Genomic DNA, 18,595 nt, shown 5'->3' with positions numbered 1-18,595 from the left:
ATTAATTCGTTTTTTCGAACCAAAGGTTTCTTGCCCTGCCATCGGAAATAAATACGCCAGTAATTTTCCCATTTTCACGCTTGAATTTCAAAGCTCTTAGCGGATAATCACCCTCCAACATATCTTTGAATTTTTGCTCTAGTTTCATTTCTCCGTGACGGATATGATAGGCAAATAATTCCCCGTTTTTACTGAAAATGGCGTAGGATGTATGGATTTCTGGACTGTAATAGGCCCCTTCGTATTCTTTGGCCAATGATTCGGTAAATGGTTCCTCTTGAAATTTCTTGAAAACTTGGGGCTTGCCACTAAAAGGTGTGTAAGTAAATTGATTCTCTTCAAAAGTAAGGGTAGTTCCACTCCAAATGGCTTCAAATTTGTTTTTACCAATGGGAATAAATGCTGCTTTGGAATTGCCAAGAAAAAGTGTGTCACCACTAAATTCCACCTTATTTTCTTCATACAGATCATGATCATAATAGGTGCCTTTAAAAGATTCCAGACTGGTTTTTGAAATTTTAGCAGCCGTTAATGTTTTCGGGGTCAATTTCTGGTCAAAAAGAATCTCGGCAATATCATTTGATTTTCCTCCAGGATTTGAAGATGAAAAATTGGTAATGATGGCAATACTGGTTTGATCATTCGGAAATACTGCAATATTGGAACGGAACCCACCAATGGAGCCTCCATGACTTACCCGCTTTTTGCCCAAAATTTCCTCTACATTTACCCCAAAAGCATATTGGTTAAAACTTCCATCGTTCAAAGGGTCCAGCGTTTGCATCATATCAAAAGCTGATTTCCAACCCGATGTCGGATTGTAATAGTTTTTCAGGTATTTCAACAAATCTATCGTAGTAGTGTGCATATTTCCTGAACCCACATAGCCCCAATATTCCACAGCGCGAACAAAACCGTCTCTTTGGGTATAGTAGGAGGTAGCGTTATTGGGTACAATTCGATCATATCTATCTTCCACATAGGTCTCATACATCCCTAAAGGGATGAACACTTCCTGCTCCATGTAATCCACGAAAGACTTGTTAGTGACCTTTTCAATGATGTTGGCCAAAAACATATAGCCCGTATTGCAATACAAGTATTCTGAACCTGGTTCAAAATTGAGGTCCGTTTGTAGCAACATCAATCTATCCAAATCGGCATTGGTTCTGGAATCATCATTTCTCCAACCTGCCAAGGCAAAAAGAGCGTGCAAACTACGTAGGCCACTGGTGTGATGCATCATCTGACGGATGGTGATCTTGCTGCCAAATGAAGCCAGTCCATCAATATACTTATCAATGGTGTCGTCAATGGAAAGTTTGCCCTCCAAGTGCAATTTTACAATACCCAAAGAGCTGAACTGCTTGGATACCGAAGCCACATTAAATCTAGTTCCCGTGGCATTTGGAACCATGTACTCCATACTCGCCAGACCAAAAGCCTTTGAATACACCACTTGATCCCCTTGCATCACCGCAATGGCGCCACCAGGGTGATTGGGTTTGTTCCAATTCAAAAATAATTGGTCAATCTTGCTTTCTTGGTCCTGGCTAAGTTGGCTATAAATGGATGTTGTACAAACTAAAAGAGTGCAGACTATAAGTTTGAGTAGGGTTTTATTCATAATTTATTTCAACTTTTTCAAACAATTAAATACTTGACCAAAATATTATTGTGCGTTACCTTAAAAATTTCACCAAATCCCTGCCGCCATATAAAACCCTTACAATGCGTACATATCCTTTCAATTTTCGATAAAAGATAGTGTGAGCGCAATAGGGAAAACTAAATAAACCATCTTTGATTTCTGTTCTAGCTTTTCCTATATCAGGGTTTTGGGCCAAGGCTATGAAATGGTTGTTCAATCCAATGAGATACTCTATGGCTTGAGAATTCCCAAAGCGATATTCACCATATTCAAAAATAGCCTCAATATCATAATCGGCTTCTTGTGAAAGCACATAGCCGTCTATCATCTGTTCTTTTTTGAAGCAATGATTTCGTCCATGGACCTTGGACTATCTGGACCACTCCAGCCTTTTTCAATCTCTCTTCTAAGGTCCTCAATAACTTTGTCCCTATAAACACTATGTAAGCGCAATGCGTCGCGGATGACCTCACTGTTGTTTTGGTATTCCCCTGTTGCAACTTGTTTGGCTATGTATTCTTCTTGCTTTTTTGTAAAACTGATATTCATGGCATTTTTATTTGATGATTATCAAATTTACAATATTATATCCATATTTATCAAATATGGATATATTGAATATCTATGATTTTACAATTATTTTTCTAGACCTGCTTGAGCAAGGGTAATCAATAAGGCCAATTTGATGGACTCTTCGGCTTCTTCATCGTTCACATACCATTCGTGAAGTGAGTGGGCGCCTCCGCCTTTTCCACCTCGTCCAATACAAATGGCAGGGATTCCTTTGGAAACGGGAATGTTGATGTTGGTTGAACCTCTTCCCAAGGAGGGTTGTACGCCAAAAAATTCTGTAGCCGCCATACCTCTTTGAACCAATGGTACTTCGGGAGCCAATTCGCCAGAGGGTCTATCACCAATTTTGATGAGTTCGTAGGTTACTTCTCCTTTAACGCCACTGGCATTGTACTCAGCAATCGCTTTTTCTACGGATGATTTGAAAATTGCTTCGATTTCATCCAAGTTTTTTGGGCTGATGGCACGCATATCCACTTCCATCCAAGATTCAAATGGGATGGAATTTACAGAAGTTCCTCCACCAATTCTACCTACGTTGAAGCTGGTTCTTTCCACATCACCTTGCGTGAATTCCCAAGCGGCTTTAGAAAAAATATCGATGGCTTTACCCAAAGCGTGATGCGGATTGGCAAGTCCGAATGCGCCCCAAGAGTGACCTCCTTTTCCTTTAACCAATAGTTTGTAGCGTTTGGATCCCAATCCAGCATTGCTGATACGTCCCATAGCACCACCATCGATAGCGATCCAGGAATCAATGTCCAACCCAGATTCGTTGAACATATATTTCATACCGCGTAGGTCGCCAAGACCTTCTTCACCTACAGAACCAACAATTAGCACATCTTTTTCTGTTTGGATCTCAGCTTTGTTCATGGCTTTCAACATTGAAATCAAATTGGACAAAGCACGGGTATCATCTCCAATTCCAGGAGCTTTAAGGGTATCACCCACTTTTTCAACAGTAACATCAGTACCTTCTGGGAAAACTACATCCAAGTGGGCATCAATACCTACGTAGCCAGATTCACCTGAAGTTCCTTTTCGAAGTCCTATAACATTTCCAACTTCATCGGTCCAAAGACTATCCACACCAGCTTCTTCCAACATTTTTGCAAAGGCAACACCTCTTGCATCTTCTTTGAAAGGTGCAGCCAAAATCTCGGTTAGGGTAATATGGTCTTTTTCGGTTTGTTCTTTATATCCTTCGATAAGGGTAAATGCAGATTTCACTTGTTTGGCCTTGGCCAATTTTTCAATTTCCTTGGTATATTTTTTATCTACAGATGCTTCTTGAGCTTGGGTAGCCATGGATATAACTCCGAATGCCATGGCTAGTGTTAATGTTGCTTTTTTCATGTTAGGTTGGTTGTTATTGCTTTTTGATTACTATTCCTGATTTGATGTCTTTAAATTCTCCATTGTCTACTGCTAGACCTCCATTGACCAAAACATATTCGATACCTACCGAATATTGGTGTGGTTTTTCAAATGTGGCTTTGTCAATTACAGTTTCAGGGTTGAAAATGGTAATATCAGCTTTCATTCCTTCTTGAATCAAACCTCGATCGGTCAATTCCAAACTTTCAGCAGGCATAGAGGTCATTTTACGAATGGCTTCCGATAAAGTCAAGATTTTCTTTTCACGCACAAAATGACCTAAAACTCTTGGAAATGTACCATATCCACGTGGATGAGGGTGTCCAATGCCTGGTTTTGTCAAACGACCATCTGAACCGATCATGGTGAATGGGTGTTGCATAATGTTTTCGACATCTTCTTCAGCCATAGCATGGAAAACGCATCCTGCTCCACCGTTCAATTGTGCTTTAATTACCATATCGGCGCCATTTTCAACCGAGGGTTCCAATCCATTTTCTTCGCACCAGTACTTTAAAGTTTTACCCTCAAGCTCAGGAGCCCATTCTACTTTTCCAAATTGAACCCTGTCCAAATCGGAACCACCACGGTCGTTCAAAATATTGAAAACGATGCCATTTTTAATGCTATCTCTAAGCACAGGATTGTTGATGCGCTCCACAAAGGCTTCTTGACCTCCAGCTCTGGCCCAACTAGGAATCAAAACAGAAATACTGGTGTAACTCGCTGCATAGGGATATTGGTCCATTTTAATGTTGAGTCCTTTTGCTCTCGCGGAATCTACCATGGCCAAGGTTCTGGAACTTTTTCCCCACATGGGTTTTCCAATGGCTTTATGATGGGTAAGCACCACAGGAATACTGGCATCTTCTGAAATTTGAATGGCTTCGGCAACGGCATCAAATAGTCCAAGCCCCTCTTCTCTTAGGTGAGAGGTATAAATTCCGCCATAGGAAGAGGCTACTTTGGATAAAGCTATCACTTCATCCACTTTGGAAAAGGCTCCTGGTAAATATTTTAACCCTGTTGAAATACCAAAAGCCCCATCTTTCATGGCACTATCAATTTCAGCTTCCATGGCTTTGAGTTCTTCCTCCGTGGGAGCACGATTCTCCAATCCCATGATATTGCGACGAACTGTATTGTGTCCAACCAAATAGCCCACATTCATCCCGATTCCTTTTTGCATTAAGCTATCCATATAAGGTTTTAAAGGGTAGGGGGAACTTCCGTCTGGGCCACCGAGTGCAGTGGTCACCCCTTGGGTTACATGACTTTTGCAGTCGTTCAACTCCATGATTGGCTCAATATGGGTATGCATATCAATAAAACCTGGAGAAACCGCAAGTCCAGAAGCGTCAATTATTTTGAGGGCTTTTTCGCTAGATAGGTCGCCAAGGGCCACAATCATGGAATCTTTTACGGCGATATCGGTTAGAATAGGTTCACCACCCTTACCGTCGTAAACGGTACCATTTAAAATGAGCACATCGTATTCCTCACTGCTTTTGCAGGAGAAAACGAGGAGCACCATTAAAAAGAGAAACGGTTTTTGAAATTGTTTGAGGTTGGTCATCATAATTTGAGTCACTTATAAAGTTATGTCAGCTGTGTCTATGTCTTTGAGTTTTGCAAAGGCTTCTCGGAGTTGTTTTGTGATTGGCCCAATGTCGTTCCCGTCGTAATAAGTATGTTCTCCCAACTGAGCTATGGAAGCTATTTGCGTGGTTGTTCCCGTGAAAAAGGCTTCATCTGTATTGGGAATTTCATCAAAGGAAATTGCTTTTTCAATCAATGGTAAATCCAATTCTTTGCATAATTGCACCAATACTTTTCGGGTAATGCCATCCAAAATATGTTCGTTGGCAGGATGGGTAACCACTTTGCTGTCTTTCACAAAAAATATATTGGTGTGGGACCCCTCGGTTACTTTGCCATCACGAATCAGGACAGCTTCGTCACAGTCGGCAATCATGGCGGCTTCGTTGGTCATGATATTCCCCAATAAGGAAATGGATTTGATATCGCATCGGTGCCATCTGAAGTCATTAGCGGTAATGGCTTTCATATTTTTTGTGTTGATATAGGGCAATTCAAAAGGAAGTGCATACATCATCACACTTGCAGCTATCCCTTTGGGATAGGAATGCTTTCTAGGGGCTGTTCCACGAGTTATTTGCATGTAAATCAAACAAGATGCATCTGAAAGTCCGGAGGCTTCAATGAGGGCATCAATTTCTGGGTAGAGGGTGTCCACGTCAAAATCAATTCCAATTTTATCCAAGTTTTCTTGCAGGCGATCCAAATGCGCTTTTTTGTAGAAGATGCCGTTTTCCAACTGCACCATCACTTCGTAAATGCCATCACCAAATAAAAATCCACGGTCAAAAACCGAAATATTGGCATCTTCACTCGCTATTATTTCACCATTTAAATAGACCTTTTGGGGGAAGTTTCCTTTTGGCAACATAAATAAGGGTTGATTTATCACGAAGAACGTAATCAAACGCTTTCGGATCTTAATGTGTGAAGGTAACTGTTATTTGTCGAAATTAAAACTGGGTCTCGAGGGATTGATAGTTGTAAATCAAGAATTAAAGAATTCTTTAAAACACTTCACTTTTATTAAAATTTTTGAGGATAGATGGTTAGGATATAGCAATTTATGTATAGTGCTGTTTGGTGAAATTTGGACAGGCCTGTCTGTTAACCTTGATTATTCAGCAAGTTTTTGCGTACTTCACGTAACTAAAAATTAAGTATGATCATTTTTGTGGATATGGACGAGGTGATGGCTGATGCCTACATGGCCCATATCGAAATCTACAACCAAGAATTTAATGCCCAATTATGTGTAGAAGAATGCTTCGGAAGGGAAGTTTGGCAATGTGTGCCGAAGGAACATCAAAAAAACATAAAAGATCATACCCGAAGAATTGGTTTTTTTAGGGATTTGAGGGTTATTCCAGATAGTCAAGAGGTGTTGTTGGAATTGAGTAAAAAATATAAGGTCTACATTGCTTCTGCTGCCATGGAATTTCCTGATTCCTTAAAGGAAAAATCGGATTGGTTGGATTTACACTTTCCTTTTATCCCTTGGCAAAATCGTATTTTGTGTGGGGATAAACACATTTTAAAAGGTGATGTTTTGATAGATGATCGTAGTAAAAACTTGGAGCCATTTAATGGGAGATCCATTATGTTCTCTTCACCGCACAATGCCAATGAAAATTCATTTGAGCGTGCCCATAATTGGCAAGAAATCGCCGATAAACTTTTGTAACTTGTACGGGTAATGGGCAATCAATTTTTACGTTTTTTTATTTTGATAGGGCTTTTGGTGCTCCAAGCGTGCTCCGCACAATCCCATTTGGTGTTGGATGAATTGGAAACCGTCACCAAAGAATCCCTAAAATACTACCTCTACTACCCAAAGGATTATTTCAGTTCAGAAAATGAAGAATTTGGCTTGCTATTATTTCTTCATGGGGGCGGTGAATCTGGTCAAAAAATGGAATACATCAAACACAATGGTCCTCCAAAATTGTTGGCTGAGGGAATGCAATTTCCATTTTTGATTTTGGCGCCACAGAACCCACATGCACAAAAATGGTGGAATACAGAAGCCGTTGCCCAATTGTTGGATTCTGTTGTGGATGCCAATCGTGTGGACAAAAAACGAATTTACTTAACGGGATTGAGCAGGGGAGGAAGTGCAGCTTGGGAAATGGCTACTCAATACCCTGATAAGTTTGCAGCTATGGCAGTGGTTTGTGGAATGGCCCCATTGCCCTATGCCCATTGGATCAATAAAAAAATGCCCATTTGGGTTTTTCACGGAGATCAAGATGATAAAATTAGGGTGGAAGAATCCGATGGTATGGTGGCTAGGCTCAAAGAAATGGGATATGATGTGCAATACACTAGATATAAAGGGGTAGGCCACAATGCATGGGACAGGGCCTATACTACAGATTCTTTATATACTTGGTTTGCCAAGCAAAAACAAATCGACTAACATGAAGCATAGCCTACTCATTTTTATTGTCGCTTTGACGATAAGTTGCGGTCAGAAAAACAAAAAAACGGAAACATCTAAACAAGTTGAAACTGTTGAAGTAAAAGATTCTGTTGCAGTGGATTCAGTTCCAAAAACAGTAGAACCAAAACTTAAAACTTTCGATGGTTTGGCCGATACCACTTTTGTGCGATTGGAGGATTTCAGCAGGGATTTTGCTTATGACCTGCGTTATGCTACGGAAAACAACTTTTTAAAGGCTAAAGTGTACGATTGCGCCGAATGCTACACCCGAGTTAAAACCGCCAAAGCCTTGATTAAAGCCAATAAGGATTTTCTGAAAGAGGGAGTTAAAATCAAGTTTTTTGATTGTTATCGCCCCAATTCGGTGCAGTACAAAATGTGGGAGATAGTGCCCAATCCTCAATATGTAGCCAATCCAGATAAAGGTTCCATTCACAATAAAGGTGGTGCAGTGGACATTACCTTAGTTGATCTGGAGGGTAATGAACTCGATATGGGAACCGATTTTGATTTTTTTGGAAAAAGGGCCTATCACGATAATATGGACTTGCCCCAAAATATACTCGACAATAGAAAATTACTGAAAGAAACAATGGAATCTCACGGATTTTGGTCGATTAGAACGGAATGGTGGCATTACAATTTATCCGCAGGCTCCAACGATAAGGTGGCCAATTTTAAATGGGATTGTCCCGAATAATAGCACAAACCAAGCACATGAAAAGCATCAAACTAACCGCACTGATTTTCCTACTAACCACGATTGGAATGTCAGCACAAAATACTATTATCCCACTTTGGCCAAACAGAATTCCAAACCAAGAGGCTTCCAACGAGGCCGAGAAAATTGAATATACCGAAGACGGAATCATTTGGATCACCAATGTGCAAGAACCAACTGTTGAAGTGTTTTTGCCATCAAAGAGAATGTCCAATGGCAAGGCAGTTGTTATTTTTCCAGGTGGAGGGTATTACGGTCTGGCCTACGATTGGGAGGGTACCGATATTGCCAAAACATTAACTGCAAAAGGTATAGCAGGCATCGTGGTGAAATATCGTTTGCCTTGGTCCAAATCCATTATAAAGGATAAACATTTGGTTCCCTTGCAAGATGCGCAAAGAGCCATGCGTTTGGTACGATCTAAGGTCAAAGAGTGGAATCTGGATGAAAACCAAATAGGAATCATGGGCTTTTCTGCAGGAGGACATTTGGCCTCCACCTTGGGCACCCATTACGATGAAAAGGTCTATCCCACACAGAAGGGAGAGGATGGCATTTCAGCCCGCCCTGATTTTATGGCCTTGATTTATCCTGTAATCACTTTAGGTGAACCAAGCACGCATACAGGTTCTAGAGCTTCTTTGGTAGGAGAAAATCCGACACAGGCTGAATTGGATTATCTTTCTAATGAAAAGCAGGTAGATGAAAACACGCCGCCCACTTTCTTATTACATGCTGCAGATGATGGAGCCGTTCCTGTTGAGAACAGTTTGATGTTCTTTTCTGCTTTGAAAGAAAACAAAGTACCTGCAACCATGCATGTGTATCCGACAGGAGGGCATGGGTTTTCTTTGGGATTGGAACATGAAAGATTAAAAAATTGGATCAACCTCTTTTTTGATTGGATGGATAACTTGGATTAGGCCTAAACTTTTTTACAGGATAAGATCAAAAGGGAATCGTCAATGTTTTTGGTGAAGAACAAATAGTGGTCACCACCATCCTTTATTTTGAATTTTTTACGGATATCTGCCACGGTCATCGGAAAGTTTCTTGTGGTGATATTTGCTTTGGTCAACCCCAATGATTTGATAGTCTTTTTGGAATAGGGGAGAACTTGTTCAATTTTGAAGGTTCTTCCAGGAAAATCAATTTTCTCGACGGAAGTGTATAAATGCGAATGCGGATGAAGCTTATTTACTTTGTAAAATGCTGCTACAGATTTAAACCCTCCTGACTTTAAAATGGCGGCATTGGGTTCATATAAAAAGTCTTCTGGTGAATCGTAATTAATTTCGCAAGTGGGTTCATCTGCTAATTTGAAATTGAAATGGTCTTCTTGGTTGGGCAAAAGATTCACCGTCTTAATTTGAATGTCACCTTCAAAACCTTTCTCCACTACAAACAATAATTCTTTCACCTCATTGTTCACTGCGACGACATGAACCTCTTTGGTAAATTGAAGTTCATTGATGCCTTGGGCAATGTCAAAAATAGGAGAGGCTTTGATCAAAACCTTTTCCGTTTTCTCAAAAATAAAGGATAGGTTATTAGGTAAATTTGGGAGGCAATCTTCAAGTAAAAACACCTTGCCTTTTTTATCATTTCTTCGGGAGGGGTCCACAAAAACCCAATCGAAATGTTGGTTGGAATTTTTCAGAAATTCAATGCCATCTTCAGCAAAACACTGGATGTTTTTTCGACCTAAAATCTCAAAATTATGTTGGGCAATTTCACTTAATTCTGGGTTGATTTCACAGTGCCAAACCTGTTCCATTTTGGAGGCGAAAAAATAGCTGTCTACACCAAATCCGCCAGTTAGATCTATCAGCGACTTTCCCCCTATAATTTGTGCTTTATAAAGAGCAGTTTGCTCCGAACTGGTTTGCTCAATATTTAGCTTGTTCGGGTAGTAAATATTTTTGTGTTCAAACCAAGTGGGGAGTTTGTCCTCACATTTTTTTCGAGCTTCAAGTTGTTCGGCTAGTTCTTTTTGTGAAATGCCATCAAAAATGGGCTTTTGAAGCAAAACAGACATAATGTCAGTATTTATATTTTTAAATATAAAATCCTGTACACCAGTATTTAATAATCGTTTATTCAAAGAGATGCTATAAGTTTTTGGTCAACTTTTGCACAACGGAATATTCAGCTAAAAATTCTTTTAAAATCACCTTAATTGCGGTGTATCCAGGCACGGCAACCACCATTCCGACCACACCAAAAAGAAGTCCAGCAATGATGATCACCAAGAAAATTTCAAGGGGATGGGACTTAACGCTATTGGAAAAAATAAAGGGTTGCGAAAAGAAATTATCAATCAATTGACCAATGGCCAAACCTATCAAAACATACATAGTTTTAGGTATGATTACACTGCTGAAATCAGCCCCTAAAAAGCTGGTCATTGTTAATGTAATCATGATCACTCCACCGATAATAGGACCTATGTATGGAATGATGTTAAATAGGGCACATAGGAAAGCAATCACAATTGCATTTTCCACTCCAACAATTAGTAATGCAATCGTGTAAATCACGAACAAAATAAAAAGTTGAAGTAGGATTCCAGCAAAATATCTGGAGAGTAAATTATTTATTTTTTCAATGGATTTTACCATGTTACTTTCCTTGTTGTCTGGAACAAAAGTGAGCAGTCCATTTTGCAATAAATTCCGATCTTTTAAGAAGAAAAATGAGATGAAAAGCACAGAAAAGAATCCGATGCTAAAACTACTCAAAGCGTTCATAAAGGTGTTTAAAAAGTCTGGTATAAAACCTAAATCCAAATCGGACAACATACTTTCTTCTATGTGGGATTCACTGATAATTTCATTCACACTACCAGTAGATGCTCCAAAATATTGCAAGGTTTCAAGGTAAAGCGAGTTGATTTTTTCAGTTAGCATGTCAATATCAAGAAGCGATAGATTTTGGCTCTGTTTGGTGATCAGTGGAATAAATAGGGCCAAGATTCCCAAAAAAATAGAAACCATAAACAACATGGTTGCAATTACTGCCAGGGTGTTTGGAAACTTTAATTTCTTTCTTAGAAACAAAACAATCGGTCTTCCCAAAAGAGCAATTACCGCCGCAATGGCCAAATACACTATAACAGATTGAATCTTATAAAAGAACCACCCTAAAATTACGATACCAGCTAATATGGCAATGGCTCTAAGAATTCCGTTGGCGATAGTTTTGGCACTCATAATTAACTTTTAAAGGCGTATTCCACAATATTGGCTCCCATTTGCAAAGCTTTGAGCCGTACATCTTCTGGGTCGTTATGTACTTCAGGGTCTTCCCAACCATCACCTAGATCGCATTCAAAGGTGTACAAAAGCACCAATCTGCCTTGTTCAAAAATTCCGAAAGCTTGTGGCCGTTTACCATCATGTTCATGTATTTTAGGTAAACCATCGGGGAAGGCATATTTTTGATTGAAAATAGGATGGTCAGCTCCCAATTCTTCTAATGCCTTATCGGGAAAAATTTTGTTCAGCTCCCTTCTTAAGTAAGGTTCCATGCCATAATTGTCATCAATGTGTAAAAAACCTCCTGATAAAAGATAAGTTCTTAAATTCTCACTTTCCTCATCAGTAAAAAACACATTGCCATGTCCCGTCATGTGCAAAAAAGGATATTTAAAGATGGAGACACTCCCTGCTTCGACAGTTTCGAAGTCAGGATTTATTTTGGTCCCGATATTGGAATTACAAAATGCAATTAGATTGGGAAGTGCAGTAGGGTTGGAATACCAATCTCCACCACCTCCGTACTTAAGTACGGCAATGTCTTGGGCATTCATGCTGGATAAAGCCAATACAAAACAGAGTAAGCTATAAAAGAGGTGTTTCATGGAAATTTGAATACCAATACTTCAAATGTAAGGCATTCCTTTTTAAATAAGATGTGTCTTGGTTTAGTTGTTGATCATGGCCACGGTGGCACAGGCAACAATGGCAGCGGTTTCTGTCCGAAGTCGCGTGTTTCCCAAAGAAACGGGAACATACCCTTTTTCCTTGGCCAAATCCACTTCATTTTTGGAGAAATCTCCTTCAGGGCCAATCATAATGGTCAAGTCTTGATCTGGAATCACTTTTCTTTTGAGTTCCATTTTTTCGCCTTCCATGCAATGTGCTATAAATTTTTGTCCTTCTACATCAGAATTCAAAAACTCGGTAGCGGTAATTGGTGGGTTGATTTGTGGTAAAACCGTTTGAAGGGATTGTTTCATGGCGCTCTGTAAAACACGCTCCAAACGATCCAACTTGATCACTTTTCGTTCTGAATGGTCGCAAATAATAGGCGTGATTTCGTCTACTCCGATTTCCGTAGCTTTTTCCAAAAACCATTCATAGCGGTCGTTCATTTTGGTAGGGGCCACCACCATATGCAGTTTGAAACGTTTAGGGATGGCTTTGGTTTCTGAAATAATTCGTGCTTTGCACCTTTTTTGGTCGGGAACCATGATTTCGGCCTCAAACAAATAACCTTTTCCATTGGTAATATGCAACACATCGCCTTCGGTTTTGCGAAGGACTCGAACGATGTGTTTGCTTTCATCTGGAGGGAAAACAAACTGTTTGGCACTAAAATCGATATTGGGGTTGTAAAAAAGCTGCATGGACTAAAGATATGATTTGTTTAGCTTCCGATGGCATATCGTGCCTTGGCAGCAATACTTTGGTCAGTGAATTCACTACGTTTAAATTTCAGGTAGCCCACAATCCCGATCATACCCGCATTGTCCGTGCAGTATTCGAATTTAGGCACATAGGTTTCCCAACCCATTTGTGTTTCGGCCTCTGCCAATCTGCCTCTTATTCCTGAATTTGCAGCTACCCCGCCACCAATAGCAATCTGTTTTATCCCAGTTTGTTCAACGGCCAATTGTAGTTTTTCCATTAAAATCTCCAAAATGGTGTATTGAACCGATGCACAGATATCGTTCATGTTTTCAGATACAAAATCAGGATTTTTTTGAGTCTCGCGTTGTAAGAAATAAAGAATGCTCGTTTTAAGTCCACTAAAACTAAAATTGAGCCCATCCACTTTGGGTTTCGGGAATTGAAATGCGTTTTCATTCCCCAGCTTAGCATATTTATCGATCAATGGTCCACCAGGGTAAGGTAATCCCATTAATTTAGCACTTTTATCGAAAGCCTCACCAACGGCATCATCCAAGGTTTCGCCTAAAACTTCCATGGAAAAGTAATCGCTCACCTTTACAATTTGAGTATGTCCACCACTGATTGTCATTCCTATAAAAGGAAATGTGGGTGGAGTTCGCTCCTCATCATCAATAAAATGGGCCAAAATATGGGCCTCCATGTGGTTGACTTCAATCAAAGGAATATCAAGTCCCAATGCCAACGACTTGGCAAAAGAGGTTCCAACAAGCAAAGAACCCATAAGGCCAGGGCCACGGGTAAAAGCTATGGCGGAGAGTTCTTTTTTATCGATATTTGCTTTGGCCAAGGCTTGATGCACCACGGGAACAATGTTTTGCTGATGTGCCCTCGAAGCCAGCTCGGGAACAACACCACCATATTGCTTGTGAATTTCTTGTGTTGCTACTACATTGCTCAGTACTTTTGTATTGCAAAGCACGGCAGCAGAAGTATCATCACAGGACGATTCGATTGCTAGAATATAATTTTTTGTATTCGACACAGGTTTTGGAACAAAAATTGGTCATCAAAGGTAAAACATAAAGCCCTATCAAAAAACTTCGTAAAATATTGTTGCGTCTCCTTTTGACCATTTTGATCATAATGGTATTGGGTTCTTTGGTGTTATCCATGCCAGTAGTGCAGACCAGTTTGGCGAAATACGCAACGGATTCCATTAATGAGGAGTTTGGGACGAACATCAATATTGACAGAGTTAGCCTTTCCCTTTTTAATTTAAATGCAGGAATAAAAGGTGTTTATGTTGAGGATTATAAAAAGGATACACTTTTTTACATTCATAAATTAACCACTTCCATTTTGAACCTTCGGAACATGGCCAACAATAAAATGGAGTTTGGTGATATTGAGGTGGATGGATTGATCTTTAATTTAAAGACCTACGAAGGCGAAACTCAAACCAATTTGGATGTGTTTGTGGACAAGTTGGATGATGGAAAACCAAGAGACCCAGGCACACCGCCCTTTTATCTGGCTTCGGATGATATACAAATCAACAATGGAAGATTTCGATTGATCGATGAAAATTTGGAAGCTCCTGAAACGCTCAATTTTTCAGAGATTGATGTACAAGCCAGTAACTTTCAAATTTTAGGGCCAGAAGTTTCTCTAAAAATTGAAAATCTTTCCACTTTGGCGAAAAGAGGTATTCGACTTGAAAAGTTGTCTACTGAATTTAAATATACCAAAGAGCAAATGCGATTTGATTCGCTTTTGATCGATACTGAACAGTCGGAACTTAAAGGTAATTTGGTGTTTAATTACCAAAGGGAGGATTTGGCCCAGTTTATCGACAAGGTAAATATTGATGCCACGTTTACAGAATCGACCGTTGCCTTAAATGAAATCAATGCTTTTTATAATGAGTTTGGGGCTGATAAAATAGTGAACTTTACTGGGGATTTTAGTGGGGTGCTGAATCAACTTCAGGTAGATAATCTGTTTTTGTTTACAGACAATACAGGTATCCGCGGAGATTTTAGGTTCGATAATATGTTTAGTGATTATGCACCTTTTGTGGTTCGGGGCGATATTGACAATTTAACGTCGAGCTATTACCAGTTAAGAGGGTTGTTGCCTGAAATATTGGGCAGAAACATTCCTGAATCGGTGAAAAAATTAGGACAGTTTACGGTAAGGGGAGATGCCGAGGTAACCGAAAGCTCTATCAACGTTACGGTAAACCTTAATACAGCTGTTGGGGATAGTTTTGTGGATTTCCAGATGACCAATATCCAAGAAATAGAGGATGCCTCCTATATCGGTTTTATTTCTTTGATTGATTTTAATCTAGGGGAGTTCATCAACAATAAAAGTCTTGGATACGCCTCCATGGATATGAATGTGGAAGGGAAGGGGTTTGTAGCTGAGAGTTTAAATACTGAAGTTTCTGGTGAGGTTTACAAACTGGATTACAACAACTACGAGTACAACAAAATCAAAGTCTCAGGAATTTTAAGAGACCAATTATTTGATGGGACGCTGTTGTGCAATGATGATAACTTTAGGTTTGATTTTCAAGGGTTGGCCGATTTTGCCGATCAGCGTAACAAGTTCAACTTTGTGGCCGCGGTGGATTATGCAGATTTGAAGGCCTTGAACATTATCAACGATTCCATTTCTATTTTTAAAGGGCATATTGATATGGATATTGAAGGCAATACCATTGATAATATGGCTGGTCAACTTCAGTTTTCCAATACCACCTATCAAAATATAAACGATACCTATTTCTTTGAGGACTTTACGGTGACTTCCACCTATGCAAATGACACCGTGCGCACCATTGAAATTAACTCTCCAGATATTATCACGGGTTATATGAGTGGTTATTTTAAGGTGGATGAGTTGGGTAGGCTTGTACAGAACTCCATCGGTAGTATTTATACCAACTATGAGCCTTTTCAAATTTCGGAGGGGCAGTATGTGGATTTCAATTTTAGAATCTACAACAAGATCATTGATGTGTTTGTACCCGAAATAACATTCGATCCCAATACTTTTATTCGAGGTTCTATTAAAGCAGACCAGCGTGATTTTAAGCTCACCTTTAAATCACCAAGTATAGCCGCCTTCGAAAATATTTTTGATAATATTGAAGTGGTTATAGACAATAAAAATCCCCTTTTCAACACCTTCGTTTCAGTTGAGGATATGTCCACGGTGTTTTATGATATCAAAGACTTTAGTCTCATCAACACCACCTTAAAAGACACCCTTTTCTTTAGAACAGAGTTTAAAGGAGGTAGCGAATATGATGACAGCTACAACCTAAATTTCTATCACACCTTTAACGATAATAACGAGTCGGTAATTGGCCTTAAAAAGTCCGATATGAGCTTTAAGGGTAATACTTGGGTGCTTAACAAAGACGGGAACAGTAAAAACAAGGTGATTTTCGACAGTTCGCTAGATAGCATTCGAATTGAAGATGTGGTGATGGATAATGGGAATAATGAGCAGATTCGCTTGCGCGGACAGTTGGCCGATTCAACCTACAAAGATCTTGACCTGCAATTTAAATTGGTGTCCCTTGAAAAAATAACACCTTCCATTGATAGCCTAAAAATGAATGGTGAAGTGGATGGTTTTCTGAATATTCTTCAGAAAGACGGTAATTATCTCCCAACTTCCAGTTTGAAAATTCAAAATTTCAGCGTCAACAATATGCATTTAGGTGATTTGGAACTGGGAATATTTGGCAACAACGACCTTACAGAGTTTGGTGTTAGCACATGGTTGAATGATAACGGTAAGGAATTGTTGAACGTGAACGGAAAGGTTACCAATTACAATGATGTGCAAGAATTGGATTTGTCGGCAGATCTCAAGGATTTTGATTTGGAGCCCTTTAGACCTTTGGGCGAGGATATTATATCCAACATTCGGGGGAAGGCTACGGGTAGTGTTCAAATTTCAGGCAATGTTGGGAACCCATCCATTAATGGGTTGTTGAACTTAAATAATGCTGGAATTGGAATTCCGTATTTGAATGTGGATTATGATTTTGCTCCGATGTCCAAGGTGCGTTTGTTCGACCAAACGTTCTATTTTGAAAGAATAGGATTGTCTGATGTCGCTGAGGGTACTACTGCCGTTTTGGATGGAACCATTAGCCACACAGGTTTTGATGATTGGCAATTTGGTTTGGACATAGATACCCAAAACGATCGTTTCATGATTCTGAACACTGAATACGACGAGGAAAACCTGTATTATGGTACAGGATTTATGAGAGGTACAGGGAGCATTTATGGTTCTGTGGATGCCTTAAACATATCAGTGGTGGCTGCTACGGCAAAAGGAACTTCATTAAAAATTCCGTTGAGCGATGTAACTAGTGTTGGGGATTATTCTTTCATCAATTTTATAGAAAAAGATAAAGCAAATTCATTTGATGATGAACGTGTGATAGAAGAGTATCAAGGTTTGGAAATGGACTTTGATTTGGATATTACGCCCGATGCGGAAGTAGAGATTGTAGTGGATCAGGATACAGGCAGTTCCCTTAAAGGAACGGGAGCAGGACTTATGCTGATGGAAATCAATACCAATGGTAAATTCAATATGTATGGTGAATTTGCCGTGGTTACAGGAGAGTATCAGTTTAAATATGGAGGTATTATTGATAAACGTTTTAGTGTGCGGCCAGGAGGAACCATTCTTTGGGAAGGTGACCCTTTAGCGGCCCAATTGAATCTGGAAGCTGTCTATCAACTGAATGCCAATCCAGCTCCCTTATTGGATAACGCAGGTTATACAGGTCGTGTACCCACCGAAGTGGTTGTGCGATTGGATGGAGAACTGGAAAGCCCCAACGTAAACTTTGATATCGACTTCCCAGGAACTACCTCGGTTGTGCAGTCTGAGTTGGAATATCGCCTTCAAGATCCAACAGTGAAAGAACGAAATGCCTTTTTCCTTCTAGCGCAGGGCACTTTTGTAAACGATCAAACAGGTATCAACCAACAGGCCGTTACTGGGAATTTGATTCAATCTGCTTCAGGATTGTTCAACCAAATATTATCGGGCAACAATGACAAATTAAACTTGGGACTTTCTTACGAGCAGGGTTATACAGATCCAAATGCAGATATTGCCACCGAAGATAGAATTGGGGTTACCGTATCCACACAAATTTCCGATCGTATTTTAGTTAATGGTAGAGTAGGAGTTCCAGTTGGCGGTAGCGGCGTATCAGAAACCGTTGTGGCAGGTGATGTTGAGGTACAGGTACTTTTAAATGAAGAAGGCACCTTAAGCGCAAAAATATTCAACAGGGAAAACCAAATTCAACAATTTTTGGCAGAACGACAAGGCTACACACAAGGGGTTGGTTTATCCTATCAGGTCGACTTTGATACCTTTCGGGAGTTAATTCGAAAAGTATTCAAACCAAATGCCGAAGAACCCGAACCAGAGCCCCAAAATACTACCACCGAAATTATGGGGCGGGATAGTTTAATTCGTTTCTCCCCAAAACCTGCAAATTTGCCAAATCCAAAGCGCTAGGCTTTTATATTTTTCATGAA

The 18,595-nt window shown here is 39.8% G+C and carries 16 protein-coding genes; 5 read left to right on the top strand and 11 right to left on the bottom strand.

What is annotated here, in order from left to right; translation table 11 throughout:
* Position 1: 1 nt before the first annotated feature.
* From BLQ18_RS15505 to BLQ18_RS15480, 6 genes are all read right to left on the bottom strand, one after another.
* Complete coding sequence (locus BLQ18_RS15505) at positions 2-1,627, bottom strand: serine hydrolase domain-containing protein (protein WP_090298773.1); 1,626 nt, start codon at positions 1,625-1,627, stop codon at positions 2-4.
* Between the two features lie 55 nt (positions 1,628-1,682).
* Complete coding sequence (locus BLQ18_RS15500; protein WP_090298770.1) at positions 1,683-1,979, bottom strand: type II toxin-antitoxin system RelE/ParE family toxin; 297 nt, start codon at positions 1,977-1,979, stop codon at positions 1,683-1,685.
* On the bottom strand, positions 1,976-2,200 hold the full coding sequence (locus BLQ18_RS15495; RefSeq protein WP_090298767.1) for a type II toxin-antitoxin system ParD family antitoxin: 225 nt from the start codon (positions 2,198-2,200) through the stop codon (positions 1,976-1,978). The genes BLQ18_RS15500 and BLQ18_RS15495 overlap by 4 nt, the downstream gene beginning before the upstream one ends.
* Before the next feature lie 87 nt (positions 2,201-2,287).
* Positions 2,288-3,583 carry a M20/M25/M40 family metallo-hydrolase gene (locus BLQ18_RS15490; protein WP_090298762.1) on the bottom strand — a complete coding sequence of 432 codons (1,296 nt, stop codon included), beginning with the start codon at positions 3,581-3,583 and terminating at the stop codon, positions 2,288-2,290.
* Positions 3,584-3,596: 13 nt separating this feature from the next.
* Positions 3,597-5,183 (bottom strand): N-acyl-D-amino-acid deacylase family protein, encoded by a 1,587-nt coding sequence (locus BLQ18_RS15485; RefSeq protein ID WP_217630579.1) that lies wholly within the window; start codon positions 5,181-5,183, stop codon positions 3,597-3,599.
* Positions 5,184-5,195: 12 nt separating this feature from the next.
* Entirely contained in the window at positions 5,196-6,074 is an 879-nt protein-coding gene (locus tag BLQ18_RS15480) for an aminotransferase class IV (RefSeq protein WP_090298757.1), read from the bottom strand.
* 291 nt (positions 6,075-6,365) lie between these two features.
* Here BLQ18_RS15480 and BLQ18_RS15470 point away from each other — a divergent pair, with 291 nt between their 5' ends.
* From BLQ18_RS15470 to BLQ18_RS15455, 4 genes are read left to right on the top strand one after another with little or no spacing between them, the layout of a single operon-like run.
* Positions 6,366-6,887: a 5' nucleotidase, NT5C type gene (locus BLQ18_RS15470; RefSeq protein ID WP_090298748.1), complete on the top strand. Its 522-nt coding sequence runs from the start codon at positions 6,366-6,368 to the stop codon at positions 6,885-6,887.
* 12 nt (positions 6,888-6,899) lie between these two features.
* The gene (locus BLQ18_RS15465) at positions 6,900-7,622 is read left to right on the top strand and encodes a carboxylesterase family protein (RefSeq protein WP_090298743.1); all 723 of its coding nucleotides are present in this window, start codon (positions 6,900-6,902) and stop codon (positions 7,620-7,622) included.
* Between the two features lies 1 nt (position 7,623).
* Positions 7,624-8,346, top strand: a complete 723-nt coding sequence (locus tag BLQ18_RS15460; protein WP_090298740.1) for a M15 family metallopeptidase — start codon at positions 7,624-7,626, stop codon at positions 8,344-8,346.
* 17 nt (positions 8,347-8,363) lie between these two features.
* Entirely contained in the window at positions 8,364-9,290 is a 927-nt protein-coding gene (locus BLQ18_RS15455) for an alpha/beta hydrolase (protein WP_090298978.1), read from the top strand.
* A 2-nt stretch (positions 9,291-9,292) separates the two neighbouring features.
* Here BLQ18_RS15455 and BLQ18_RS15450 read toward each other — a convergent pair whose 3' ends face one another.
* From BLQ18_RS15450 to tsaD, 5 genes are all read right to left on the bottom strand, one after another.
* On the bottom strand, positions 9,293-10,405 hold the full coding sequence (locus tag BLQ18_RS15450; RefSeq protein WP_313795040.1) for a class I SAM-dependent methyltransferase: 1,113 nt from the start codon (positions 10,403-10,405) through the stop codon (positions 9,293-9,295).
* Positions 10,406-10,478: 73 nt separating this feature from the next.
* On the bottom strand, positions 10,479-11,579 hold the full coding sequence (locus BLQ18_RS15445; protein ID WP_090298733.1) for an AI-2E family transporter: 1,101 nt from the start codon (positions 11,577-11,579) through the stop codon (positions 10,479-10,481).
* A gap of 2 nt (positions 11,580-11,581) precedes the next feature.
* Positions 11,582-12,229, bottom strand: coding sequence for a DUF4159 domain-containing protein (locus BLQ18_RS15440; RefSeq protein WP_090298730.1), 648 nt, complete (start codon positions 12,227-12,229; stop codon positions 11,582-11,584).
* A 63-nt stretch (positions 12,230-12,292) separates the two neighbouring features.
* A complete protein-coding gene (locus tag BLQ18_RS15435; protein ID WP_090298726.1) occupies positions 12,293-12,997 on the bottom strand; it encodes a 16S rRNA (uracil(1498)-N(3))-methyltransferase in 705 nt (234 codons plus the stop codon).
* Positions 12,998-13,017: 20 nt separating this feature from the next.
* Positions 13,018-14,046, bottom strand: coding sequence for a tRNA (adenosine(37)-N6)-threonylcarbamoyltransferase complex transferase subunit TsaD (tsaD, locus tag BLQ18_RS15430; protein ID WP_090298723.1), 1,029 nt, complete (start codon positions 14,044-14,046; stop codon positions 13,018-13,020).
* A 65-nt stretch (positions 14,047-14,111) separates the two neighbouring features.
* Here tsaD and BLQ18_RS15425 point away from each other — a divergent pair, with 65 nt between their 5' ends.
* On the top strand, positions 14,112-18,575 hold the full coding sequence (locus BLQ18_RS15425; RefSeq protein WP_470303230.1) for a translocation/assembly module TamB domain-containing protein: 4,464 nt from the start codon (positions 14,112-14,114) through the stop codon (positions 18,573-18,575).
* Positions 18,576-18,595 lie beyond the last annotated feature (20 nt).

It is taken from the genome of Flagellimonas zhangzhouensis, from assembly GCF_900102925.1.
GTDB classification, from domain to species: domain Bacteria; phylum Bacteroidota; class Bacteroidia; order Flavobacteriales; family Flavobacteriaceae; genus Flagellimonas; species Flagellimonas zhangzhouensis.
The sequence above is the reverse complement of the archived record's forward strand: the minus strand, read 5'-3'. Positions and strand labels throughout refer to the sequence as shown.

Coding starts and splice junctions, on each gene's coding strand:
- BLQ18_RS15505 (WP_090298773.1), bottom strand. CDS start 1,627: ATGAATAAAACCCTACTCAAACTTATAGTCTGCACTCTTTTAGTTTGT.
- BLQ18_RS15500 (WP_090298770.1), bottom strand. CDS start 1,979: ATGATAGACGGCTATGTGCTTTCACAAGAAGCCGATTATGATATTGAG.
- BLQ18_RS15495 (WP_090298767.1), bottom strand. CDS start 2,200: ATGAATATCAGTTTTACAAAAAAGCAAGAAGAATACATAGCCAAACAA.
- BLQ18_RS15490 (WP_090298762.1), bottom strand. CDS start 3,583: ATGAAAAAAGCAACATTAACACTAGCCATGGCATTCGGAGTTATATCC.
- BLQ18_RS15485 (WP_217630579.1), bottom strand. CDS start 5,183: ATGATGACCAACCTCAAACAATTTCAAAAACCGTTTCTCTTTTTAATG.
- BLQ18_RS15480 (WP_090298757.1), bottom strand. CDS start 6,074: ATGTTGCCAAAAGGAAACTTCCCCCAAAAGGTCTATTTAAATGGTGAA.
- BLQ18_RS15470 (WP_090298748.1), top strand. CDS start 6,366: ATGATCATTTTTGTGGATATGGACGAGGTGATGGCTGATGCCTACATG.
- BLQ18_RS15465 (WP_090298743.1), top strand. CDS start 6,900: ATGGGCAATCAATTTTTACGTTTTTTTATTTTGATAGGGCTTTTGGTG.
- BLQ18_RS15460 (WP_090298740.1), top strand. CDS start 7,624: ATGAAGCATAGCCTACTCATTTTTATTGTCGCTTTGACGATAAGTTGC.
- BLQ18_RS15455 (WP_090298978.1), top strand. CDS start 8,364: ATGAAAAGCATCAAACTAACCGCACTGATTTTCCTACTAACCACGATT.
- BLQ18_RS15450 (WP_313795040.1), bottom strand. CDS start 10,405: ATGTCTGTTTTGCTTCAAAAGCCCATTTTTGATGGCATTTCACAAAAA.
- BLQ18_RS15445 (WP_090298733.1), bottom strand. CDS start 11,579: ATGAGTGCCAAAACTATCGCCAACGGAATTCTTAGAGCCATTGCCATA.
- BLQ18_RS15440 (WP_090298730.1), bottom strand. CDS start 12,229: ATGAAACACCTCTTTTATAGCTTACTCTGTTTTGTATTGGCTTTATCC.
- BLQ18_RS15435 (WP_090298726.1), bottom strand. CDS start 12,997: ATGCAGCTTTTTTACAACCCCAATATCGATTTTAGTGCCAAACAGTTT.